This window comes from Serratia plymuthica NBRC 102599 (assembly GCF_001590925.1).
GTDB classification, from domain to species: Bacteria; Pseudomonadota; Gammaproteobacteria; order Enterobacterales; family Enterobacteriaceae; genus Serratia; species Serratia plymuthica.
In genome coordinates this window covers 59,228-82,944 of the sequence record NZ_BCTU01000011.1, presented here as the reverse complement: position 1 = coordinate 82,944, position 23,717 = coordinate 59,228, and the positions used below count along the sequence as shown (strand labels likewise).

Annotated in this window: 21 protein-coding genes; 7 read left to right on the top strand and 14 right to left on the bottom strand. The window is 57.5% G+C overall.

Annotated features, from left to right (window positions below):
* The first annotated feature begins 44 nt into the window (after window positions 1–44).
* From surA to apaH, 5 genes are read left to right on the top strand one after another with little or no spacing between them, the layout of a single operon-like run.
* Window positions 45–1,343, top strand: coding sequence for a peptidylprolyl isomerase SurA (gene surA, locus SPL01S_RS07700; RefSeq protein ID WP_006323564.1), 1,299 nt, complete (start codon window positions 45–47; stop codon window positions 1,341–1,343).
* Window positions 1,330–2,322 carry a 4-hydroxythreonine-4-phosphate dehydrogenase PdxA gene (gene pdxA, locus SPL01S_RS07695; protein WP_063198676.1) on the top strand — a complete coding sequence of 331 codons (993 nt, stop codon included), beginning with the start codon at window positions 1,330–1,332 and terminating at the stop codon, window positions 2,320–2,322. Before surA ends, pdxA begins: the two co-directional genes overlap by 14 nt.
* The gene (rsmA, locus tag SPL01S_RS07690) at window positions 2,315–3,133 is read left to right on the top strand and encodes a 16S rRNA (adenine(1518)-N(6)/adenine(1519)-N(6))-dimethyltransferase RsmA (protein ID WP_004950073.1); all 819 of its coding nucleotides are present in this window, start codon (window positions 2,315–2,317) and stop codon (window positions 3,131–3,133) included. Before pdxA ends, rsmA begins: the two co-directional genes overlap by 8 nt.
* 12 nt (window positions 3,134–3,145) lie before the next feature.
* Window positions 3,146–3,523, top strand: coding sequence for a Co2+/Mg2+ efflux facilitator ApaG/CorD (gene apaG, locus SPL01S_RS07685; RefSeq protein ID WP_063198674.1), 378 nt, complete (start codon window positions 3,146–3,148; stop codon window positions 3,521–3,523).
* A gap of 2 nt (window positions 3,524–3,525) precedes the next feature.
* A complete protein-coding gene (apaH, locus tag SPL01S_RS07680; protein ID WP_004950070.1) occupies window positions 3,526–4,377 on the top strand; it encodes a bis(5'-nucleosyl)-tetraphosphatase (symmetrical) ApaH in 852 nt (283 codons plus the stop codon).
* A 46-nt stretch (window positions 4,378–4,423) separates the two neighbouring features.
* Here apaH and SPL01S_RS07675 read toward each other — a convergent pair whose 3' ends face one another.
* From SPL01S_RS07675 to SPL01S_RS07660, 4 genes are all read right to left on the bottom strand, one after another.
* Window positions 4,424–6,313, bottom strand: coding sequence for a PhoX family protein (locus SPL01S_RS07675; RefSeq protein ID WP_004950067.1), 1,890 nt, complete (start codon window positions 6,311–6,313; stop codon window positions 4,424–4,426).
* Between the two features lie 179 nt (window positions 6,314–6,492).
* Window positions 6,493–6,975, bottom strand: coding sequence for a type 3 dihydrofolate reductase (gene folA, locus SPL01S_RS07670; RefSeq protein WP_004950065.1), 483 nt, complete (start codon window positions 6,973–6,975; stop codon window positions 6,493–6,495).
* 142 nt (window positions 6,976–7,117) lie between these two features.
* The gene (locus SPL01S_RS07665; protein ID WP_004950063.1) at window positions 7,118–7,582 is read right to left on the bottom strand and encodes a threonine/serine exporter; all 465 of its coding nucleotides are present in this window, start codon (window positions 7,580–7,582) and stop codon (window positions 7,118–7,120) included.
* Window positions 7,579–8,379 carry a threonine/serine exporter family protein gene (locus SPL01S_RS07660; RefSeq protein ID WP_063198672.1) on the bottom strand — a complete coding sequence of 267 codons (801 nt, stop codon included), beginning with the start codon at window positions 8,377–8,379 and terminating at the stop codon, window positions 7,579–7,581. Before SPL01S_RS07660 ends, SPL01S_RS07665 begins: the two co-directional genes overlap by 4 nt.
* A gap of 130 nt (window positions 8,380–8,509) precedes the next feature.
* On the opposite strand from SPL01S_RS07660, the gene SPL01S_RS07655 reads away from it, so the two are divergent.
* The gene (locus tag SPL01S_RS07655) at window positions 8,510–9,124 is read left to right on the top strand and encodes a LysE family translocator (RefSeq protein ID WP_062869602.1); all 615 of its coding nucleotides are present in this window, start codon (window positions 8,510–8,512) and stop codon (window positions 9,122–9,124) included.
* 40 nt (window positions 9,125–9,164) lie between these two features.
* Here SPL01S_RS07655 and kefC read toward each other — a convergent pair whose 3' ends face one another.
* The 8 genes from kefC to pvcA all read right to left on the bottom strand — a co-directional run bounded on the left by kefC (window position 9,165) and on the right by pvcA (window position 20,899).
* On the bottom strand, window positions 9,165–11,018 hold the full coding sequence (gene kefC / locus SPL01S_RS07650) for a glutathione-regulated potassium-efflux system protein KefC (protein WP_063198669.1): 1,854 nt from the start codon (window positions 11,016–11,018) through the stop codon (window positions 9,165–9,167).
* Window positions 11,011–11,568, bottom strand: coding sequence for a glutathione-regulated potassium-efflux system oxidoreductase KefF (gene kefF, locus SPL01S_RS07645; RefSeq protein WP_062791243.1), 558 nt, complete (start codon window positions 11,566–11,568; stop codon window positions 11,011–11,013). Before kefF ends, kefC begins: the two co-directional genes overlap by 8 nt.
* A gap of 181 nt (window positions 11,569–11,749) precedes the next feature.
* Entirely contained in the window at window positions 11,750–14,974 is a 3,225-nt protein-coding gene (carB, locus tag SPL01S_RS07640) for a carbamoyl-phosphate synthase large subunit (protein WP_063198666.1), read from the bottom strand.
* A gap of 17 nt (window positions 14,975–14,991) precedes the next feature.
* The gene (gene carA, locus SPL01S_RS07635; protein ID WP_004950050.1) at window positions 14,992–16,140 is read right to left on the bottom strand and encodes a glutamine-hydrolyzing carbamoyl-phosphate synthase small subunit; all 1,149 of its coding nucleotides are present in this window, start codon (window positions 16,138–16,140) and stop codon (window positions 14,992–14,994) included.
* Window positions 16,141–16,610: 470 nt separating this feature from the next.
* Window positions 16,611–17,432 (bottom strand): 4-hydroxy-tetrahydrodipicolinate reductase, encoded by an 822-nt coding sequence (dapB, locus tag SPL01S_RS07630; protein ID WP_062869599.1) that lies wholly within the window; start codon window positions 17,430–17,432, stop codon window positions 16,611–16,613.
* 262 nt (window positions 17,433–17,694) lie between these two features.
* A complete protein-coding gene (locus tag SPL01S_RS07625) occupies window positions 17,695–18,969 on the bottom strand; it encodes a glycosyltransferase (RefSeq protein ID WP_506344860.1) in 1,275 nt (424 codons plus the stop codon).
* Between the two features lie 9 nt (window positions 18,970–18,978).
* Window positions 18,979–19,842, bottom strand: coding sequence for a TauD/TfdA dioxygenase family protein (locus SPL01S_RS07620; RefSeq protein ID WP_004950044.1), 864 nt, complete (start codon window positions 19,840–19,842; stop codon window positions 18,979–18,981).
* Window positions 19,843–19,933: 91 nt separating this feature from the next.
* Window positions 19,934–20,899, bottom strand: a complete 966-nt coding sequence (gene pvcA, locus SPL01S_RS07615; protein ID WP_063198662.1) for an L-tyrosine isonitrile synthase — start codon at window positions 20,897–20,899, stop codon at window positions 19,934–19,936.
* 190 nt (window positions 20,900–21,089) lie between these two features.
* On the opposite strand from pvcA, the gene SPL01S_RS07610 reads away from it, so the two are divergent.
* The gene (locus SPL01S_RS07610; protein ID WP_006323552.1) at window positions 21,090–22,013 is read left to right on the top strand and encodes a LysR family transcriptional regulator; all 924 of its coding nucleotides are present in this window, start codon (window positions 21,090–21,092) and stop codon (window positions 22,011–22,013) included.
* Window positions 22,014–22,312: 299 nt separating this feature from the next.
* On the opposite strand, the gene ispH is transcribed toward SPL01S_RS07610, so the two are convergent.
* Window positions 22,313–23,266, bottom strand: coding sequence for a 4-hydroxy-3-methylbut-2-enyl diphosphate reductase (ispH, locus tag SPL01S_RS07605; protein WP_006323551.1), 954 nt, complete (start codon window positions 23,264–23,266; stop codon window positions 22,313–22,315).
* A complete protein-coding gene (fkpB, locus tag SPL01S_RS07600) occupies window positions 23,247–23,717 on the bottom strand; it encodes an FKBP-type peptidyl-prolyl cis-trans isomerase (RefSeq protein ID WP_013811451.1) in 471 nt (156 codons plus the stop codon). The genes ispH and fkpB overlap by 20 nt, the downstream gene beginning before the upstream one ends.

Sequence of the window (23,717 nt, the reverse complement as noted above, 5' to 3'; positions counted from 1 at the left end):
CGACAACTTTCACCCGCATTTGCGGATTACAGAATGGGAAATGTATGAAGAACTGGAGAACGCTTATTCTCGGATTGGTGGTTTGCGCCAATACCGCGTTCGCAGCACCCCAAGAAGTGGATAAAGTCGCCGCCGTCGTGGATAACGGCGTAGTGCTTGAGAGCGACGTTAGCAGTCTGTTGCAGTCGGTGAAGCTCAACGCGCAACAGGCCGGCCAGCAATTGCCGGATGACGCTACGCTGCGTCACCAGATCCTCGAACGTCTGATTATGGATAACATCCAGCTGCAGATGGCCAAGAAAATGGGGATCGCCGTTTCCGACGCCGATCTGGACAAAGCCATCGGCAATATCGCCGCACAGAACAAAATGAGCATCGACCAGATGCGCAGCCGCCTGGCGTACGAAGGGCTGAACTACAACACCTATCGTTCCCAGATCCGCAAGGAAATGCTGATTTCTGAAGTGCGCAACAACGAAGTGCGCCGTCGCGTCACTATCCTGCCTCAGGAAGTCGACGCACTGGCAAAACAGGTTGGTGCCCAGAACGGCAGCGATACCGAGATGAACATCAGCCATATCCTGATCCCGTTGCCGGAAAACCCGTCGCAGCAGCAGGTTGACGAAGCGGAAGCCCTGGCCAAAAAACTGATGGGTGAAATCAACGGCGGCGCCGACTTCGGCAAACTGGCGATCTCTTATTCTGCCGACTCACAGGCGCTGAAAGGCGGCAACATGGGCTGGGGCAAGCTGCAGGAAATCCCTACCCTGTTTGCCGAAAGACTGGCCAGCGCCAAAAAAGGCGACGTGGTCGGCCCGATCCGCTCCGGTGTCGGTTTCCACATTCTGAAAGTGAATGATATCCGCGGTGCCAACCAGTCCGTGTCCGTCACCGAGGTTCATGCACGCCACATTCTGCTGAAACCTTCTGTGGTGCTGACCGACGATCAGGCTCGCGCCAAGCTTCAGGCAGTAGCCGAAGCCATCAAGAGCGGTAACGCCAAGTTTGCTGACGAAGCCAAACAGCTGTCTCAGGATCCGGGTTCTGCGTTGCAGGGCGGCGATCTGGGCTGGGCTTCTCCGGACATTTACGATCCGGCCTTCCGCGATGCGTTGATGAAGCTGAGCAAAGGCGAAGTCAGCAAACCGGTGCACTCCTCCTTCGGCTGGCACCTGATTCAGTTGCTGGATACCCGCCAGGTGGACAAAACCGACGCCGCGCAGAAAGATCGCGCTTACCGCATGCTGTTCAACCGCAAGTTTGCTGAAGAAGCGCAGACCTGGATGCAGGAACAACGTGCACAGGCTTACGTGAAGATCCTCGACGGTAATGCACAACAATAATCGCATAGTCATCACCCCCGGCGAGCCTGCCGGGGTTGGGCCGGATTTAGTGGCAGCGCTGGCGCAACAGGATTGGCCTGTTGAACTGGTGGTGTGCGCGGATCCGGCCTTGTTGCTTGAGCGCGCCCGGCAGTTGAACCTGCCGTTGCAGCTTCGCGACTATCAGGCGGGACAACCCGCCCAGCCGCAGCGCGCGGGTACCCTGACGGTGCTGCCGGTCGCCACCGCCCAGCCGGTGGTCGCGGGCGAGCTGAACGTGGGCAACAGCGCCTATGTGGTGGACACCCTGGCACGCGCCTGCGATGGTTGCCTGAACGGCGAGTTCGCCGCGCTGATTACCGGCCCGGTGAACAAAGGCGTGATCAACGACGCCGGCGTGCCCTTTATCGGCCATACCGAATTCTTTGCCGATCGCAGCGGTTGCGAACGCGTAGTGATGATGCTGGCAACCGAAGAACTGCGCGTAGCGCTGGCGACCACTCACCTGCCGTTATTGGCGGTGCCGGGCGCCATCACTCGTCAAAGCCTGTTCGAAGTCATCCGCATACTCGACCAGGATCTGAAAACCAAATTTGGCATCGCCCAGCCGCAGATTTATGTCTGTGGGCTGAACCCGCACGCCGGGGAAGGCGGCCACATGGGGCGCGAAGAGATTGATACCATCATCCCGGCGCTCGATACGCTGCGAGCTGAAGGTATTCATCTTATCGGCCCGCTACCGGCGGACACCCTGTTCCAGCCCAAGTATCTGCAACATGCCGATGCTGTGCTGGCGATGTATCACGATCAGGGTCTGCCGGTGCTAAAATACCAAGGGTTCGGCCGGGCGGTAAATATTACCCTCGGTTTGCCTTTTATCCGTACCTCGGTCGACCACGGTACCGCTTTAGAACTTGCAGGCACCGGCACCGCCGATGCGGGCAGTTTCAAAACGGCCTTGAATCTCGCCATTAAAATGATAATTAATTGTAATGAATAATAAAGTCCACCAAGGGCACTTTGCCCGCAAACGCTTTGGACAGAACTTTTTAACCGATCAGTTTGTCATCGATAGCATTGTCTCCGCCATTCACCCGATGCCGGGTGAAGCGGTGGTTGAAATCGGCCCCGGCCTGGGCGCACTGACCGAGCCGGTAGGCGCACGCATGGACCGCATGACGGTGATTGAGCTGGACCGCGATCTGGCGGCCCGCCTGGCAAACCACCCGCAGCTGAAAGACAAACTGACCATTCACCAGCAAGATGCCATGACGGTGAATTTCGCCGAGATGGCCGAGCAGGCCGGCCAACCGCTGCGCGTGTTTGGCAACCTGCCGTACAACATTTCGACGCCGCTGATGTTCCACCTTTTCAGCTATACTCAGGCCATTCGCGACATGCACTTTATGTTGCAAAAAGAGGTGGTCAACCGCCTGGTTGCAGGCCCGAACAGCAAAGCCTACGGGCGTTTGACCGTGATGGCGCAGTACTACTGCAACGTGATTCCGGTGCTGGAAGTGCCGCCCACCTCGTTCACGCCGGCGCCGAAAGTGGATTCCGCCGTGGTACGTCTGGTGCCGCACCAGGTGAACCCAAACCCGGTGGGTGATGTGCGTATGCTTAGCCGCATTACCACTCAGGCATTCAACCAACGCCGGAAAACCGTTCGCAACAGCCTGGGCGATCTGTTCACCCCAGAGCAGTTGACGGAATTAGGTGTCGATCCGACGTTAAGAGCAGAGAATATTTCTGTGGCGCAATACTGTAAGCTGGCTAACTGGCTTTCAGCCAACCCCACGCCGCAGCAATAAGGAGTAGTGGTCATGATTGATTCGCCCCGTGTATGTATTCAGGTACAAAGTATCTACGTGGAATCACAGTCGATACCTGAAGAAGAACGTTACGTCTTCGCTTATACCATCACCATCCGCAACCTGGGGCGTTTCAACGTGCAACTGCTGGGCCGTTATTGGCTAATCACCAACGCCAATGGCCGCCAAACCGAAGTTCAGGGTGAAGGCGTGGTCGGCGAACAGCCGCTCATCCCGCCCGGCGGTGAATTCCAATACACCAGCGGCGCGGTTCTTGAAACGCCGTTGGGTACCATGGAAGGCCATTACGAGATGGTTGATCATCAGGGTCAGCCATTCCGCACTGCCATTCCCGTGTTCCGCTTAGCTATCCCAACGCTGATTCACTAACTATGTCGACATATCTTATCGGCGACGTTCATGGTTGTTTTGATGAACTTCAATCGCTATTGGCCCAGGTGGCTTTCGATCCTCAAAGCGACCGACTGTGGCTGACCGGCGATCTTGTCGCCCGCGGCCCCGGCTCGCTGGACGTGTTGCGCTACGTGCGTTCGCTTGGCCCTGCGGTACGCATGGTGTTGGGCAACCACGATCTGCATCTGCTGGCCGTCTATGCCGGTATTAGCCGCAACAAACCCAAAGACCGCATTACCCCGCTGCTGGAAGCCCCGGATGCCGATGAGCTGATCAACTGGCTGCGCCGCCAGCCGGTGCTGCAGGTGGATGAGGAACTCAAACTGGTGATGGCGCATGCCGGCATCACGCCGCAGTGGGATATTGAAACCGCCCAACTGTGCGCCCGCGAAGTAGAAGCGGTACTGAGCAGCGACAGCTATCCGTTGTTCCTGGATGCCATGTACGGCGATATGCCGAACAACTGGGCCCCGGAACTGAGTGGGTTGGCGCGTCTGCGTTTCAGCACCAATGCCCTGACGCGCATGCGCTACTGTTTCCCGAATGGCCAGCTCGACATGATCTGCAAAGATGCGCCGGGCACCGCCCCTGCGCCGCTGAAGCCCTGGTTTGAATTGCCGCGTTTAGTGGATCCTGAATACACCATTATCTTTGGTCATTGGGCATCGCTGGAAGGTAAGGGCACGCCAGAAGGCATTGTCGGCCTCGATACCGGCTGTTGCTGGGGAGGCGATCTGACCATGTTGCGCTGGGAAGACCAACAGTACTTCACTCAACCTTCGAACCGCCGCGATATACTCGACAACGCGAATACGCTGGCAGCGTCATAATAAAACCGGGGCAGTTCGACGCCGCCCCGGCCTTTTCCGTTTAAGCTTAAGCGCCAATCACCCCGCCATCCTCGCGCGTAATCATCAAGACTGACGAACGCGGACGCGGGCTGTTGTTCGGGAAATGAGAGTCGCCTTCTTCACCCGGGTGCTGCACGTTGACGAACATCGTCTTGTAATCCGGCGTGAAGGTGATGCCGGTCAGCTCGCACGATTTCGGCCCAACCATAAAGCGGCGGATTTCACCGCTCAGCGGGTCCCCCACCAGCATTTGGTTATTCCCCTGCCCGGCATAATCGCCCTTGTTGCTGTACTTGCCGTCGGTGAGGATCCACAGGCGCCCAGCCTTATCAAAACCCAGCCCGTCCGGGCTGTTAAAGGTATTATCTGCGGTGATGTTCGGCGTACCGCGATTAACCCCTTCCGGATGCGCGATCGGGTTGCCGCACAGCGCATAAATATCCCAGGTAAAAGCGGCTGCGGTGGCGTCGCCGCCCTCATCCCAGCGGATAATCTGGCCGTAAACATTGTTCGGTCGCGGATTGGCGGCGTTCAGCGGCATGCCTTCTTCACCGCGCTTGCTGTTATTGGTCAGCGTGCAATAAGCGCGCCCATCATGCGGGTTCACGGCGATCCATTCAGGGCGATCCATTTTGGTTGCCCCCACCTGCGCCGCTGCCTTGCGCGCGAAGATCAACACTTCCGCCTCATCACGGAAGCCGTTTTCCGGCGTCAGGCCGTTTTTGCCGAATTCCAGTGCAATCCAGCGCCCAGTCCCTTTCAGCGGCGTACCGCCGGCGTCACCGTCAAACTGCGCCACATACAGCGTGCCTTCATCCAGCAAGCTGCGGTTATTGGCCGGATTGGCGATGTCAACCAGGCCTTTAGAGACGTACTTGTAGATATGCTCGCCACGCTCGTCGTCACCCATATAGACCACCAGACGCCCATCTTTAGCGACGGTCACCGCGGCATTTTCATGCTTGAAGCGGCCCAGCGCGGTGTGTTTGATTGGCGTTGACGTAGGGTTCATCGGGTCGATTTCAACGATCCAGCCGTGGCGGTTGAATTCGTTCGGGTTCTTCGCCACGTCAAAGCGTTCATCATAGTCCGGCCAGTTGCGCTCAGGTTCGCTGACCTTCAGCGTATAGCGCTTCTGTTCTGCCGTAGTTTGATAGTCGGCCTGATGGGTGCCGAAATAGGTATCGAAATTCTCTTCGCAGGTCAGGTAGGTGCCCCAGGGCGTTTTGCCGTTAGCGCAGTTGCCGAAAGTACCCAATACTTTGCGCCCGGTGGGATCGGCCGCGGTTTGCAGCAGCGGATGGCCGGCGGCCGGGCCGCTGAACTGCATTTCGGTGTTGGCGGTGATACGGCGGTTGTAGCGCGAAGGGCGCTCCACCTCCCAGCGTTGGCTATCGCCGGCGCGCTTCACCGCCACAATGGAAACGCCATGCGCCGCCTGGGATTTACGTACGTCCTCCAGGCTGGTGGCCTTGCTGCCGCCGTGGGCGAACAGGTACTGTTCATTCACGTATTCGTTGTTGATGGCCATCACGCCGTGATTGTCATCAATCGGGAAGAAGCTCATGCCGTCATTGTTGTCGCCAAACTGCTTCTCCTGATCGGCGGCGCTGTTGTTGCCCTGGGCGTCAAATGCGGCGGCGCCCTCCACCAGCGGCTCCCCCCAGGAGATCAACACCTCGGCGCGATACCCTGGCGCAATCACCACTTCGTCGGCGGTGGAGGCTGCAATGCCTTTAAAGCCCAACAGCTTGTTCGGCGGCAAATCCTCGGCCAGCGCCTCGGCGGAAACCGTCCAGATGCCGCCGCCAAGGAATCCCGCCAGGCCAACAGCGCCTGCGCTGCCGAGCAGCAGTTTACGACGGGTGGGATCGGTCAGGCGGTCGGCGTCTAGTTGCTCAATTTTGCTCGTCATGTGTCTGCTTCCTTTTTAAATGGCGCCGCGATCAAGATTCACCAGAGTTGCCGGGCGCTCGAAGTTGAGCTTCATACTAATCAGGAAGTGTGACGAAAATGTTACAACCAAGCGGCGCAAAAACGACAAAGGGCACAATCTCTTGTGCCCTTTGGGAGGAGGTGGCTAACGCCCGAAAATCAACGGCGTTCTAAAATCTCAAAGCAGTAGCTGTGAGAGTTCAGCTCGTCAGCATCGTGGAATTCGCTGAACGAAGTTTCCCATTCGTCCGGCTCATAGTCCGGGAAATGGGTGTCGCCACCGACTTCGGCGTCGATATGCGTCAGATACATACGGTCAGCACGCGCCAGGAACTGGGTATAGATATGCCCACCGCCCATGACCATGACTTCTTCCACATCACCGGCCGCGGCCAGCGCCTCGTCCAAAGACGTAGCCCAGGTTACCCCGGTTTCACTGCCGGGACGGCTGCTTAAAACGATGTTATGGCGGCCCGGCAGCGGGCGACCAATGGACTCGAACGTTTTACGGCCCATAATGACCGGTTTATTCAGCGTGTTACGTTTAAACCACGCTAAGTCCGCCGGCAAATGCCACGGCATGGCGTTTTCCATACCAATAACGCGATCCGCCGCCAAGGCAGCGATCAGGCTGATAATCATTGTTAAACCCTGTGTAGGCAGCAAAATTGCTCACACTATACGTAAAGGCCTATCCGTCGTCGATAGGCTAATCAAGCAAGATGAATATATAAGATAGCTCTTATCAGTATATCTAATAACCAGCGTTTACGGCTGCCAGGTTTCATACCCCTGGACGTTTTCGATACAGCCACAACCCCGGCAATGACAGCCCTATCGATAGCGCGCCGACGATGAAACTGGCCTTGAGAAAATTGGTGACCATGGTTTCCATCAAGGCTTCGCTATAGCCCAGATGCGAAATCTCCACCACCGTGATCATCGCAGTATAGGCGGAAATGCCGGGGAACATCGGGATCACCGCCGCTACGGTAAAGACCTTCGGGTGCGCCAACAACCAGCGCGACCAATAGATGCCGATGATGCCGATCAAAATCGCCGCCAGCAGCGACGCCCACTCGATATTCATGCCGGCGTGTATCATCAACATGCGTGAACCCCGGCCCACTGCGCCGAGCAGGGCGCAATAGCGCAGCGCGCGCAGCGGCACGTTGAACACCATGGCGAAACCCAGCGCCGGCACCGCCGCCAGCAGCATTTCCAGCAACAAGGCCCACAACAGACTCATGACCACCCCCGCAAATCCCACAGCGACATCGCCATCACCACGCCGATACAGGTAGCCAACGTCAGCAGACTGGCCATAGCCCAGCGCGCCAATCCGGTATTCACATGGCCTTTAAACATGTCCGCCACCGCGTTGATCAGCGGGAATCCCGGCACCAGCAGCAGCACGCTGGCGGCCATCGCCACGCTGGAGGTGTCGCTGAACACGGGTAACCGCAGCAACAGGCCGGAAACCGAAGTAGCGACAAACGCCGTCAGACAAAAGTTGATCAGCGGATTCATATGGCGGGCGGTGAGCATCTGGCGTACCAGCATCGCCACGCCGCTGGCGATAAAGGTGACCACAAAGGCATCCCCGCCGCCGCCGTTGAGCATGCTGAAACAGCCACACGACAGCCCCACCATCACCACCACCAGCCAACGCGGGTAGCGCAGCGGACGAATTTTCTCGAAACGCCGGGCAACATCGCGCGCATCCGCCAGCCGGTGCTCCGCCAGAATGACGATATGCTGTACCTCGGTCACCATCTGCATATTGATGCCCCGATCGATGTTCTTGCGCGTGGTGGTCAGGCATTCGCCATGGCTGATGGTCGTCAGCACCACCGCATTGGCCGAAATGGAGCTTTCCACGCTGTCCATGCCCAGCGCTATTCCCAGCCGGGTCGATAACTGTTCCACCACCATGCTTTCAGCGCCATGCTGCAACAGCAACAAGGCGCATTGAATGCACAGGCGGGTGATTTCACGCTGTTGCCGGTGCGGCTCCGGCATATCGGTCGTTGTGGTTTGATTCATAATGTCCCGTGGTGTGCCCTGAATAAAAGTTCATCATATTGCCTAACAGGGTCTCAATGGGTTGATGCTAATCAGGAGAAGCAGCGTTATTATCAGCGCAATTACGCCTTTTGTGCAGAGACTCAAAACCATGCTTGAAACTTCGCTGTTCGTCGCCGGTATTGTCGCCCTGGGCATGCTGTCACCCGGCCCGGACTTTTTCCTGGTGATCAAGAATGCCGCTCGCTATCCGCGCCCCGCAGCCATGATGACCGCCCTCGGGGTGATCTGCGGCGTCGCGACCCACATGTCTTACTGCGTTGCCGGGTTGGCGGTGGTGATCACCACTACGCCGTGGCTGTTCAACGTACTGAAATATGCCGGTGCGGTCTACCTGATCTGGGTGGGCATTCAGGCGCTGCTGTCGCGCGGGGGCAGCAAGATGAACGTCAGCCACCTGCCGCAGCAGCAGGTGAGCCTGAAAAGCGCTTTTGTGCAAGGCTATCTGTGCAATCTGCTCAATCCCAAAGCCACGCTGTTCTTCCTGGCGGTCTTCACTCAGGTGCTGCAGATCGACTCCGGGTTGAGCGAAAAACTGTGGTATGCGGGGATTATCCTGGGCCTGTCCGCCGTCTGGTGGCCGGTACTGGTGTTCTTGTTCCAAAGCGGGCCGGTACGTCGCGGATTGGAGAAAACGCAGAAGGTGGTCGACAAGCTGCTGGGCGGCATGCTGATTGCTCTGGGCATCAAGGTTGCACTGAGCTGATGTGAAAAAAGGGCGCAGTGCTGAACTGCGCCCCTCAGCGTTAACCCTTGGCTTCCACCACGTCGTCTTCCGGCGCCTTGCCGTCAATGCTGCCACGCCAGCCGGTTTGCGGTACCTGAGCCAACCGGTTTTGATCCTGCTGGATGGCGTTGCTGAGCATTTCCTTCGCCCGTTGCAGGGTAGCGATACGGAATTCCGTGTCCTCGTAATTTTCCATCATCGCTTCCAGCATCTGCAGGTTGTAACGCCGGAAAGTATCCGCTTTTTCCCGCGCCTCGTAGGCGTCCAGCCCCAGCAGCTCCAGCGCCTCGCGGCCAATACGCAGCGAGCTTTCGAAGGTTTCGCGTTCCGGGCTTTCCACCCCCAACTGCCGCAACTGATACCAGTGATCGACATCGCGCGCACGCGCCACGATTTTCAGGTGCGGGAAGTGTCGCTTGGCCAGTTCGGTCAGTTGCAGGTTGGCTTCCACATCGTCGATGGCGTTAATCAGCACCTTGGCGTGCGCCGCGCCCGCGGCTTCCAGCAGATCGGCACGAGTCGCGTCGCCGTAAAACACTTTGGTACCGAATTTTCGCAGCGTTTCAATATGGTCCGGATCGTGATCCAACACCACGGTGTGGACACCGTTAGCCAGCAGCAAACGGCCGGCGATCTGGCCAAAACGGCCGAAGCCGGCAATGATCACGCTGGCGTTTTCTTCATCAATCACATCCGCCGGGCGTTCGTCCTTCGGCGCATTTTTCTCCAGCCTCGCGGCCACCACCAGTAACAGCGGCGTCGCCGCCATCGACAGAGCGACCGCCAGCGTCAGCGATTTAGCCCAGTCTGGCGGCAACACGCCGGCCAGTTGTGCGGCGCCGAAGATCACGAAGGCAAACTCACTGCCCTGCCCCAGCAAAATGGCGAACATGCCGCGCTGGCGTTTTGGCACGCCCAGACACGGCCCAATCAGCCACAGCAACGCCGCCTTGATCAACATAAAGCCCAATAACAGCGAGGCGATCAGCAACGGATGGTGGAACAGAGTCCCGAAGTCGATCGACATGCCGACACCGATAAAGAACAACCCCAGCAACAGGCCCTTGAACGGCTGGATGTCGCTTTCCAGCGCATGGCGATATTCCGAACTCGCCAGCAGCACCCCGGCGAGAAAAGCGCCCATCGCCATCGATAGCCCGGCCATTTCCAGCAGGATGCCAAAACCGAACACCAGGAACAGCGCCACGGCGCTGAACACTTCACGCATGCCGGACCGGGCGACAAAGTGCAGCAACGGCCGGGTTACGTAGCGCCCGAGCAGCACCACTATCGCCAGCGCGCCCACCACCTTCGCCGCAGACAGGGCGAACGCGCCCAACGTAGTGGTGGCGCCGCTGCTGGCCAGCAAAGGGATCATCGCCACCAGCGGGATCGCCGCGATATCCTGGAACAACAGCGCCGCGAACGAGCTGCGGCCAATCGGCGATGGCGTCAGGTTACGCTCGCTCATCGCCTGCATGGCGATGGCGGTAGAAGACAACGCCAGCGTCAGGCCAATCAGCAGCGCCACCTTCCAGTCCAGCCCGAGGAAATAACAAAAGGCGCTGAGCGCCAGCCCGCAGCCCGTCATCTGGATGCTGCCGCCGCCAAACACCGAGGCGCGCAGCGTCCACAGCCGTTTAGGATCCAGCTCCAGCCCGATGATAAACAACATCAGTACCACGCCAATCTCGGCAAAGGTGAGGATCGACTCGGCGTCGGAGACCAGCTTCAGCCCCCAGGGGCCGATAATGCAGCCGGCGATCAGGTAGCCGAGCACCGAGCCCAGTCCGAGACGCACCGCAATCGGCACGAACAGTGCGGCCGACCCCAGATAGATCAGCCCCTCGATCATCATGTTGTGATTATCCATGGTCGGCTCCTTGATCCGCAGGCTCACTGTGTTCCATCAGATACTCTACCAAACGCTGACGGTAGGCCTCGCCGGCGGCAATCAGCGTCGGCTCGTTACAGGTAAAGGTGTTATGCACGGCAAAGTAGGGTTGCCAGTTCATGCCGCAGTAGAGCGCAGTCGCCTGTAGCGGCTGCCCCAGCGCGGCGAAATTTGGGTAATCACCCAGTTCGAAATGATGCTCGTCCCCGCCGCTGGTGACCGCCCACAGGCAATCTTTGCCCACCAGCGCATCGCCGTCATGGCCGTAAGCCCAGCCGTGCTCCAGCACTTTGTCGATCCACAGTTTCAGCAACGGCGGCAGGCTGTACCACTGCATGGGATGCTGAAACACCACCATATCGGCACGCTCCAGCGCACGTTGCTCGGCGTTGATATCGATGTTGAAGTCAGGATACAGCTCATAGAGCGCGCGAACTTCCACGTCCGGAATGTCTTTTACCGCCTGCAGCAGACGGTGATTGGCATGCGAATGCCGGGGATACGGGTGAGCGTAAATAATCAGAATCATTGTTGTCGTCGTTCCTTTGTCCCTTGCCAATTTATCAAGCATATACCAATCACACAGCGTGACATTTTGCTGAATGATTGATAGCGGAAATTTCTAATTCAAGGCAACAAATTTGCTGAACAAGATAAAAAAATAAGGGCGCTGCATATGCAGCGCCCTCTGGCATTACGGCATCACTGAATTACTTGGTGATGCGAGCATGCAGCTCCTGCACTGAGGTAACTTGTTCGGTCGGATCCGCTTTCAGCGCCATCGCGGTGGCAAAGCCGCCGTTCAGGGTGGTGTCGTAATGCACCTTGTACTGCAGCGCGCTGCGGCGAATCAGCTTGGAGTCCTCAATCGCCTGGCGACCGGCCGTGGTGTTCACAATGTAGGTGTACTCGCCATTCTTGATACGGTCCTGAATGTGCGGACGGCCTTCATGCACCTTGTTGACCAGACGCGGGTTAATGCCCGCCTCGCCCAGCACTACCGCGGTGCCGTGGGTCGCGTCCAGCTCGAAGCCCTGTTTCAGCAGGCTTGCCGCCAGATCCACCACGCGGGCTTTATCGCCTTCACGCACCGACAGCAGCGCACGGCCTTGTTTCTTCATGCCTGACTGGCTGCCGAGCATCGCCTTGGAGAAGGCTTCCGCGAAGGTGCGACCCACGCCCATCACTTCCCCGGTAGAACGCATTTCCGGCCCCAGAATCGGGTCGACGCCAGGGAACTTGTTGAACGGCAGCACCACTTCTTTCACTGAATAGTAAGGCGGGATAACTTCTTCCGTTACGCCCTGCTCGGCCAGCGTCTTGCCCGCCATGACCCGTGCGGCTACCTTGGCCAGCGGCACGCCGGTGGCTTTGGAAACGAACGGCACGGTACGTGCGGCACGCGGGTTGACTTCAATCAGGTAGACTTCGTTGTTCTTCACCGCGAACTGTACGTTCATCAGACCGCGCACCTGCAGCTCGAACGCCAGTTTCTCGACCTGTTGGCGCATCACATCCTGAATTTCTTTGCTCAGGGTGTAAGCAGGCAGTGAACAGGCGGAATCCCCTGAGTGCACGCCAGCCTGTTCGATATGTTCCATGATGCCGCCAATCAGCACGCGCTCACCGTCGCAAATGGCATCGACGTCCACTTCTACCGCATCATCCAGGAAGCGGTCCAGCAGCACTGGCGCGTCGTTGGAGACGCTGACGGCGTTCTGGAAGTAACGGCGCAGGTCGATCTCGTCGTAGACGATTTCCATCGCACGGCCGCCCAGTACGTAGGAAGGACGTACCACCAGCGGGTAACCGATACCGGCCGCTTTCTCTACCGCCTGTTCGATGGTGGCAACGGTGGCATTGGCCGGCTGTTTCAGGCCCAGGCGGTGTACCGCCTGCTGGAAACGCTCACGGTCTTCGGCACGGTCAATCGCATCCGGGCTGGTACCGATAATCGGCACGCCTGCCGCTTCCAGCTCACGCGCCAGCTTCAGTGGGGTCTGGCCGCCGTACTGCACGATCACGCCTTTCGGTTTCTCGATGCGTACGATTTCCAGCACGTCTTCCAGCGTAACCGGCTCGAAATACAGGCGGTCGGACGTGTCGTAGTCGGTGGAGACGGTTTCCGGGTTACAGTTGACCATAATGGTTTCGTAACCGTCTTCGCGCAGCGCCAGCGAGGCGTGCACGCAGCAGTAGTCGAACTCGATGCCCTGGCCGATACGGTTCGGACCGCCGCCCAGCACCATCACTTTCGGACGGTCGTTGGTCGGGTTGGACTCGCACTCTTCTTCATAAGTGGAGTACATGTAGGCGGTGTCGGTGGCGAATTCCGCCGCACAGGTATCCACACGCTTGTAAACCGGGTGCAGGCCATAGCCGTGGCGCAGCTTGCGGATTTCGCTCTCGGCTACGCCGGCCAGCGTGGCCAGGCGCGCATCGGCGAAACCTTTACGCTTCAGGGTACGCAGGAACTCGTGGGTCAGGCCGTTGATGCCGGATTCGGCAACCTGCTCTTCCAGACGTACCAGCTCTTCAATCTGCACCAGGAACCAGCGGTCAACGTTGGTCAGGTTAAACACGCCGTCTACCGACATGCCGGCACGGAACGCGTCCGCGATGTACCAGATACGGTCGCAGCCGGCATCTTTCAGTTCGCGACGGATTTTGGTCAGCGCTTCCGGATCGTCCAGGCTCACTTTCGGGTCGAAACCGGTGACACCCACTTCCAGACCGCGCAGCGCTTTCTGCAGCGACTCTTGTTGAGTGCGGCCAATCGCCATCACTTCGCCGACGGATTTCATCTGGGTGGTCAGGCGGTCGTTAGCGCCGGCAAATTTCTCGAAGTTAAAGCGAGGAATTTTGGTAACCACGTAGTCGATGGACGGCTCAAAGGACGCCGGAGTACGGCCGCCGGTGATGTCGTTCATCAGTTCGTCGAGGGTGTAACCCACCGCCAGCTTGGCGGCGATTTTGGCAATCGGGAAGCCGGTGGCTTTTGACGCCAGCGCCGAAGAGCGGGACACGCGCGGGTTCATTTCGATGACGATCAGGCGACCGTTTTTCGGGTTAACCGAGAACTGCACGTTGGAACCGCCGGTTTCCACGCCGATTTCACGCAGCACCGCCATCGAGGCGTTACGCATGATTTGGTATTCTTTGTCGGTCAGCGTTTGCGCCGGTGCCACGGTGATGGAGTCACCGGTATGGATGCCCATGGCGTCGAAGTTTTCGATAGAGCAGACGATGATGCAGTTATCGTTCTTATCGCGCACCACCTCCATCTCGTACTCTTTCCAGCCGATCAGCGATTCGTCGATCAACAGCTCTTTGGTTGGCGACAGATCCAGGCCGCGCTCGCAGATCTCTTCGAACTCTTCGCGGTTGTAAGCGATGCCGCCACCGGTGCCGCCCATGGTAAAGGAAGGGCGGATGATGCACGGGAAGCCAACGTCAGCGGCAACCGCCAGCGCTTCTTCCATATTATGCGCGATGCCGGAACGCGCAGTATCCAGGCCGATTTTCTTCATCGCCACGTCGAAACGGCGGCGGTCTTCGGCTTTATCGATAGCGTCGGCCGTGGCGCCAATCATGGTCACGCCGAACTCGGCCAGCACGCCCTGACGCTCCAGCTCCAGCGCACAGTTCAGCGCGGTCTGGCCCCCCATGGTCGGCAATACCGCATCCGGGCGCTCTTTTTCGATGATTTTACGCACCACTTCCCAGTGGATCGGCTCGATGTAGGTCGCATCGGCCATTTCCGGGTCGGTCATGATGGTGGCCGGGTTGGAGTTCACCAGAATGACCCGGTAACCCTCTTCGCGCAGCGCTTTACACGCCTGGGCACCCGAATAGTCGAACTCACACGCCTGGCCGATGACAATCGGGCCAGCGCCGAGGATCAGGATGCTTTTTATGTCTGTACGTTTTGGCATTTTTTTACTGCTCCTGATTATTTGGCGTTAGAACGGTAAGTCTCGATCAGTTCGATAAAGTGGTCGAACAGCGGCGCGGCGTCGTGCGGGCCTGGGCTGGCTTCCGGGTGGCCCTGGAAGCTGAACGCCGCTTTGTCGGTGCGGTGAATGCCCTGCACCGTGTGGTCAAACAGTGATTTGTGCGTTACGCGCAGTTCGGCCGGCAGGTTATTTTCGTCAACCGCAAACCCGTGGTTCTGTGCAGTGATCATCACGCAGTCGTTATCCAGATCTTTCACCGGGTGGTTACCGCCGTGGTGGCCCAGCTTCATCTTCACGGTTTTCGCACCGCTGGCCAACGCCAGCAACTGGTGGCCGAGGCAGATGCCGAACACCGGAATGTCGGTTTCCAGGAACTGTTTGATGGCGGTGATGGCGTAATCGCAAGGCTCCGGGTCGCCCGGGCCGTTGGACAGGAAAATGCCGTCCGGATTCATCTTCAATACTTCATCTGCCGGGGTCTGCGCCGGCACTACCGTCAGGCGGCAACCGCGATCCACCAACATGCGCAAGATGTTGCGCTTGGCGCCGTAATCGTAAGCCACCACGTGGAACGGCAGCTCGGAGGCCGGCTTGGCTTCCGGCAGGTCGCCTTCAAGCGTCCAGCTACCCTGCTGCCAGCTGTAAGCTTCTTTGGTGGTCACTTCTTTCGCCAGGTCCATGCCTTTCAAGCCCGGGAAACCCTGCGCCTTGGCCAGCGCCAGCGCGGCGTCCGGTGAATCGGCGGCGATGATGCAGCCGTTCTGTGCGCCTTTTTCGCGCAACAGGCGGGTCAGCTTGCGGGTATCGATATCGGCAATCGCCACGATGTTATGACGCTTCAGGTATTCTGACAGGCCTTCTTCGCTGCGGTAGTTGCTGGCAATCAAAGGGAGATCACGAATGACAAGGCCTTGGGCGTGTACCGCGGAGGATTCTTCGTCGGAAGCATTGGTGCCGACATTGCCGATATGAGGATAAGTAAGAGTAACGATCTGGCGAGAGTAGGAAGGATCAGTGAGGATTTCTTGATAGCCGGTCATCGACGTATTGAAGACCACTTCCCCCACTGCCGTACCCTCTGCCCCGATGGCCCGACCGTGGAATTGGGTTCCGTCTTCCAGAACCAATAGCGCTGACTTAATCAAAACACCCTCCGAGGAATAATCAATCACAATATCTGCATATTAATTCAGATATCGCGATCTAAATCAATGCAAAAACCGCCCTCAAGGCCAATTTTTGGCAAATTGGGCGCATTTTAATGATGAGTGCTCCACTTGTCTACCCAAAGCGCCTTTTTTTCTCTTATTTTTGCACTTCTCAACGTTTAATAGGGTCAGCAGCCATAAAAACACAGCTAAACTCGGGTGGGTAAACGGTTGCGAGGAAGAATGACAAAAAATCACCTTTCCAAAGGTCTGTTATCGGGTGAAAAGTATCTATCAGGGAAATTACTCGCCATAAAACGCAAGTAAACAACAAGAAATAATAATTAAGCAATAAAAAACGGATCAAGCCTTCATTTTTAATGTTAAAAAAAAGGACAATAAAATTATTGTCCGTTAATCATAGCTTTATGATCAATACAACCACATCACGATGGTATTCAAATAGATTATAACTGGTCCAATCCGAGCACGTCCCGCATATCAAACAGACCTTTATCGTGGCTATGCAACCAAGATGCCGCCCGAACCGCACCGGCGGCAAAAGTCATGCGGCTGGAGGCTTTATGGGTGATTTCCACCCGCTCACCGATGTCGGCAAACATGGCGGTATGCTCCCCGACGATATCGCCGGCACGGATGGTGGCGAAGCCTATGCTCTTGGGATCGCGTTCGCCGGTATAACCTTCACGCGCATAGACGGCGCATTCTTTCAGGTCACGCCCCAGCGCGCCGGCAATCGCCTCGCCCATCGCCAACGCCGTGCCCGAAGGGGCATCCACTTTATGGCGGTGGTGCGCTTCAATAATTTCAATGTCGGTGTAGTCGCCCATCACCTGAGCGGCTTTTTCCAACAGTTTCAGCACCAGGTTAACGCCCACGCTGAAGTTGGCGGCGAACACGATGCCAATCTGCTGCGCGGCGGCGCGGATGGCCTCTTTGCCCGCATCGTCAAAACCGGTGGTGCCGATCACCATCGCCTTGCGATGTTCGACGCAGAAAGCCAGGTACGCTAGCGTGCTTTCCGGGCGGGTGAAGTCGATCAGAATATCGAAGTCATCGACCACCTTTTCCAGGCTGTCGCTGACGGTCACGCCCAGCGTGCCCACGCCCGCCAGTTCGCCGGCATCGGTGCCGATCAGACTTGAACCCGGACGCGACACCGCAGCCCCCAACACCACGCCCTGCGCCTGATGTACCGCCTGGATCAATTGGCGCCCCATGCGGCCGCCGGAACCCGCAATCGCAATGCGGATTTGTGAATCAGTCATGCTTGCTCTCTTCTTGATTAGACGCCTACTCCATAGGCTATAGGTTTAGGGTAACTGCCCCATAGGATCACCGCCAGAAGATTCATTTCATAATTAGAAAATTATGATATCTCCCGCTTTTCATCAGTAATGTTGTCAATGGGTTAACAACCGGTCAAATAAAGCCCATTTTTTAATTGTACATAATCATGCAAATTTGATGAGAGAAACCTGCATAAAAAAGGCGCCGCAAAGGGCGCCTTGAGGAACTCGATGACGGCTTTCAGCCGGTTAAGGCTGCCACCTCTTCGGCAATCGCTGCCAATGCATCATGGCGGGCATAGTCGGCCTGTACCAGCGCCGCGCGTTGCCGATAAACCGGCTGCGACAGGATTTGCTGCACAGCCTGCCGCAGTTGCGCCTCATCCGGTTCGCTGGTATGCAGGTTAATCCCGCAGCCCGCGGCCACCACCCGAGAAGCCGCCTCGAGCTTATCCTCACCGGTCCCGGCAACAATCAAGGGCACAGCATGATCCAACGCGTAATTGATCGAACCATAACCGCCGTTGGTGATCAACAGCGCCGCCTGCGGCAGCCAGTGCTCGAAAGAGATAAACTCCCGTACTCTGGCGTTGTCCGGCAGTTGTGCCAACACCCCATCAACCGGGCGGCCGCCGGTGGTCGCCAGCACCCGCACCGGTAACCCGGCCAGCGCTTTTAGCGTCGGAACAATCAACTGGTGCAGATCGACATTCGCCAACGTACCCTGCGTCACGATCACCAACGGGCGAGGATCCGTTTCATCCCACTCGCCTGCGCCTTGCTGTGCCGCCGCCGCACCGCGCAACGGGCCGATAAATCGCACGCCTGCCGGCAGATCGTCACGCGGATACTCCAGCGCCGGGGTAGCCAGTTGCAAAAAGCGATCGCAGCCGTCTATCAACGCATCCGTGAACGGCTGTTGCAGCGGCCCGCCGCCGGATTGCGCCATCGCGACGTTGAAGCTCTGCTGTACCTCATCGATCAAGGCTCGCGTGGCTTCGTCCACCAATTGTTCACGTTGCAGTTCGCGCGGCAACAGCGCTGGGGGAATGCGCGGCCCGTAAAAGATGGAATCTTCGGACGAGAACGACAACGGCGTCACGCCAATGCCGATCACCGGCAGGCGGTCGGTTACCTGCAACAGCGGCAATACTCCGTAGAAGCAGTTTTCCACCATCAGCAGATCGGTCGCCTCGGCGGCTATCGCCGCCCTCAGTTGCCGGTCCAGCAACGGGATCGGCGCGGCGAAGAAATCTTTCAGCGCCAGCGCCATCTGTACATTGCCCGGTGGTAGCGCGGCGCGTTCGGGAAAATGCTGCTCCAGGTAGCGATAATCGAAATCCACCTGCGCATCGAAAGGCACAAACTGCGCGCCCACCGCTTCGGCGCGTTCGCGGAACAGCGCACCGCTCATCAGCCGCACCCGGTGGCCCTGTGCAATCAGGTAGCGGGCAATCCCCAGCATCGGGTAAACGTGCCCTGGGGTGGCGATGGCCGCCATCAGTATCCTTGCCATAATGTCCTGTTAAGCCTCTGCGTTGGCCGGCTTCAGCGCCAGGTTGGCGCACACCGGGTTGCTCTGAATATGCACGCGCTGCAGATGACGGGCGGAGCGGGCGGTGAAACCTTCGCGTCCGTGCAACAGCGAGAAGTTATCCGCTACCACCACATCGCCCTGCTGCCACTGGTGGGCGTAATAGTGGCGCGGATCGTAGAGATGCTGTTGCAGAGTCTGATGGAAAGTCTCCTGCTCTTCTTGCGGCACGCCATGATATTCAAGCGCATGCTGGTTAAGGAACTTCTTGCCCTCCGTCGGCGGTTCGTTGTAACGCATAATCACCCCGCTGCCGCTCGGATGCGTCACCACCAGCGGCGAACATACCTCGCCGCCATAGTGAACCACTTGCTTGATCCGATAAGAAATAGACACCTTCAGCCACTGCGCCAACAATGACTCATCGGCATTGGCCAGCAGCCGCGTAGTATCGACAAAGGTGGTGCGCCCGCCCTCATCCTGTGACGGTGCCGCCACGCAGTGGAATAGCTGAAACTCGGGAATGGTCGGTTTGTACATGCCATCCCAGTGCAACGGGACGTAGCTGCTGTCGAAAATGTGATCTTTGGCGTCCGGGTGCTCCTTCACGTCCAGCACGGCACCGAACGGCCACATCATGATCTCTCCCCACCCCCCGGCATAGCGGGTCAACACCTGAGGATCGGTAAAGCCGGAATCGAAACCGCGCAGCACCAGCAGATGGTGCCTTTGCGCCAGCGCCCGCAGCGCCGCTACCGGCAGCTCGCTGATTGGCTGTCCGGGATATTTCGGGGTCAGCACTGCGCCAAACGGGGTATTCAGTTCAATGCGGCAGTTCAGTTGTTGATTGTCCATCGGTGACTCTCCTTGAAGCGAATTTGCTGCTCACACGGCAACAGTGCCGTTAAAAACACGCCCGCCAACGCTGCGGGCGCAACGTGGCGTGTTACGCCACCTGAGGCTGTTCGATCAGGTAATGGCTTGGCGTGCCGCGGATCGCCACCAGTTCACCCGCCAGTTGCTGCGCGTCTTTGCGCTTCATCAGCACGAACTGGCCGTTGACGTTTGCCGCCACGCCGTGCCACGGCGTCAGCCAGTCGTCTTTGGTCGGCATCATATGGATGCCCATTTTCAGGCTGTCAGCGGGTTGCGGGTGGATAGACAGGCGTATCGCCGCCGGGAAATGTTGGGCCAGCAGGTTGCCCCATGCCCAGCTGCGCTGTATTACGCCGCAGGCGCGCTGTTTGGCGTCTTTCTGCAACGCCGCATTGGAGCCGCTGTAACCCGGCAACTGGCTGTCTTCATACAGAAAACGGGTAATGGCGCGATACAGCTGCAATCCCTGCTCATCCTGCATCAGTTGCTGCTTGATTGCCTCCTCCGGTTCGGCGTAGCCGTCGACCAGCAGTTGACGCAACAGGTCGTAGTCGTCGGTATGTTCCGCCAGCCCTTCGACGTCACCCAGGTTGAACACGCTCAGGTGCGTCGCCCCCACCTCGTGCAACAGGTTTTCAATTTCGCGCTGATAATGGTTGATGGCATCGTCGCTGACGCGGATCAAATCGCCGAACACATGGCCATCAGAGCAGATCACGATATGCGCTCCCGGCGGGTAATAAAGCTGGATGCGCTGACACAGAGAATTTAGGAATATCAACGATAGCCGTTCCGCCATGTCGGGCACCGCGCCGATCACTTTATTGGTATTGGGTGATTTTGTCGGGAAGGCCGGCAGCACAAATTCGATGCGCTGATTGTTTGCAATGAATGCCTGGATACGCGGCAATTGCACCTGAGAAACGACCCGTTCCTCCTCAGTATTTGAGGTTTCAAGGCCGGGAAAGCGACGCCGATATTGTAATAACTCATGGAGAATTTTTAATGACACGGTTTCAATATAGGCAATATCCACAATTAACTCCTGTTCAGATGTGGCATAAGAATTTTATTCGCAAACGCAATAAGACTTATCAAAAAGAGGAATGACGCGCAGGCAATAAGTCTCACCGTGCGTTTATCTGCTTCAGGCAATATAGAAGAGATAATGCTATATTATTAGCCCTTATAATTTGCAATCTTGGTTAAGTTGAACTTAACAAACTATGAGTAATATTCTAAAACGCATGGCTATTTTTTCTAAAGTTGTCGATTGCGGCGCGTTCAGCATGGCAGCCAAAGAATTAGGCATTACCACCTCGGCCGTCAGCCAGCATATCCGCCAGCTGGAAAACGAACTGGGCATTCAATTACTTTTGCGCTCTACTCGCTCACTGAGCCTGACAGAGGCCGGACAATGTTTTTATGAGGATTGCGTGCTGATGATCCATGCCGCCGAGCGGGGTCAACAGCGTATTGCCGCGCTGCGCGGCGAACTGGCCGGTGAACTGCGCGTCGCCACCTCCACGGAATTCGCCACCCATTATCTGGTGCCGGCGTTGCAAAGCTTTCTGGATGAACACCCGCGCATCACGCTGCGGCTGGAAATCCATGACGAGAAAATCGACCTGATAGGCCAACGGATAGATCTGGCGATCCGCGGCGGCGTGCTGGCCGACTCCAGCTACGTCTCCACCCGCCTGGCGCGCTTTCGCGAAGTGTTGTGCGCCTCCCCAGCCTACCTTGCCGACCACGGTGTGCCGGAGTCTCCACAGGCCTTAACCCGCCATCAATGGGTCACCTTCACCCCGTTGGGAAACCCGCAGTTTGTTCGGCTGAACCACGCGAATGGCGATGAGCACCGGTTGCGCATGACCGGGCGTCTATTTACCAATAACGGCATGGCGATGAAAGAATTGGCGCTGGCCGGCAAGGGGATTATCCGTAATTTCTTCGTCAATGTTGAACGTGAATTACGCAGCGGTGATTTAGTGGAAGTGTTACCTGAATGGCGATTACCGGAGATTAATTGCTATGCGATTATGCCCCGCCGTGACAGCCAACCATTAAAGGTTCGCCGTTTACTGGAACATATGAAAATCCATTTAAAAGAAAAAGAACAAAATTCCGTAGACCAGTTACGCACTTAATTAAATAAGAAGTATCTGCAACACCAATTACTTTAGTTTTTTAACTTTTCAGCCGATTGCTGACCAGCACCAGAGCGTTATTTTTAGATTGCAGCCTAATGATATTATCCTTAATGACTTTATATTCGCCAATATAATCATTCCTGCAGGGTTAATTCAAATAGTCAGAACGAACCTGGCTTTCAGTAACAGAAAATTTGAATCAGCCCTTCTCAATTTTGCTATTTATCCCGCAGCTTATCCCCAAAATGCAAAACGGGGAGCCGTAGCCCCCCGTGGTAACACTTTTGCCAAAAAGCTTATTCGACCTGTCTGATATCAACACGCAGCTCTTTCGGCACTTCAAATACGATATTCTCTTCACGGCCGCTGACTTCGTGCACATCCACACCGCCCATCGTTCTCAGGCGGCTGATGACATCCTGGACCAGCACGTCCGGCGCCGACGCTCCGGCGGTCACGCCGATGTTACGGGCGTTTTTCAGCCAGGCTTCCTGAATATCCGCCGCAGAGTCGATCAGGTACGCCGGCTTGCCAACGCGCTGAGCCAGCTCGGCCAGACGGTTGGAGTTGGACGAGTTTTTCGACCCGACCACCAGCACCACGTCAGCATCGCCGGCCAGATTGCGCACCGCTTCCTGACGGTTGGTGGTGGCGTAGCAGATGTCGTCTTTGCGCGGCCCGATAATGCTCGGGAAACGCTGGCGCAGAGCGTCGATCACTTCTGAGGTGTCATCCACCGACAGCGTGGTCTGCGTCATAAAGCACAGGTTGCTTTCGTCCTTCACCTGCAGTTTCCACACGTCTTCCGGCGACTCCACCAGATACATGCCGCCCTTCGGGTTGCTGTACTGGCCCATGGTGCCTTCCACTTCCGGATGGCCGGCATGGCCAATCAGGATCGCCTCGGTACCCCGGCGGCTGGCTCGCGCCACCTCCATATGCACCTTGGTCACCAACGGGCAGGTAGCGTCAAACAGCATGGTCAGATCACGGGCTTTGGCTTCTGCCCGCACCGCCTGGGAAACCCCGTGCGCCGAGAAGATCAGAATCGACCCGTCCGGCACTTCGGCAATCTCTTCGATGAACACCGCCCCACGCTCGCGCAGGCTGTCCACCACGTAGCGGTTATGCACCACTTCGTGACGCACGTAGATAGGCGCGCCGTAAATTTCCAACGCGCGCTCAACGATACTGATCGCACGATCAACCCCGGCGCAAAAGCCGCGTGGGTTAGCCAGCAATATTTGCATGCGTCTCCTCCTGCTGCGGGTCAATCTCCAGCACTTCGATATCGAAGCTCACAGGATGGCCCGCCAACGGATGGTTGAAATCAACGGTAATCGACTCCTCCGCCACTTCACGCACCACACCCGGCATTTCGCTGCCGTCGATGGCGGTAAACAGCATGATGGTGCCCACGTCCGGCACCCCGGTTTCCGCGAAATCACGGCGTGAGAAGAACTGGACCAGATCCGGATTCTCTGCGCCGAACGCCGCTTCCGGCTGCAGGGTAAAGGCGCATTTATCGCCCGCACGCAGGCCGAGCAGTTGCTCTTCCAGCGGTGCCGACAGGCTGCCGTCACCCAGGCGGAACAACGCCGGTTTGCCGTTACCGCGGGTCGACTCTGCGGTTGAGCCGTCTTCCAGTTTCAGTGTGAAGTGAACCAATACGGCGCTGTCACCGTTAACCTGAGCCGTCAT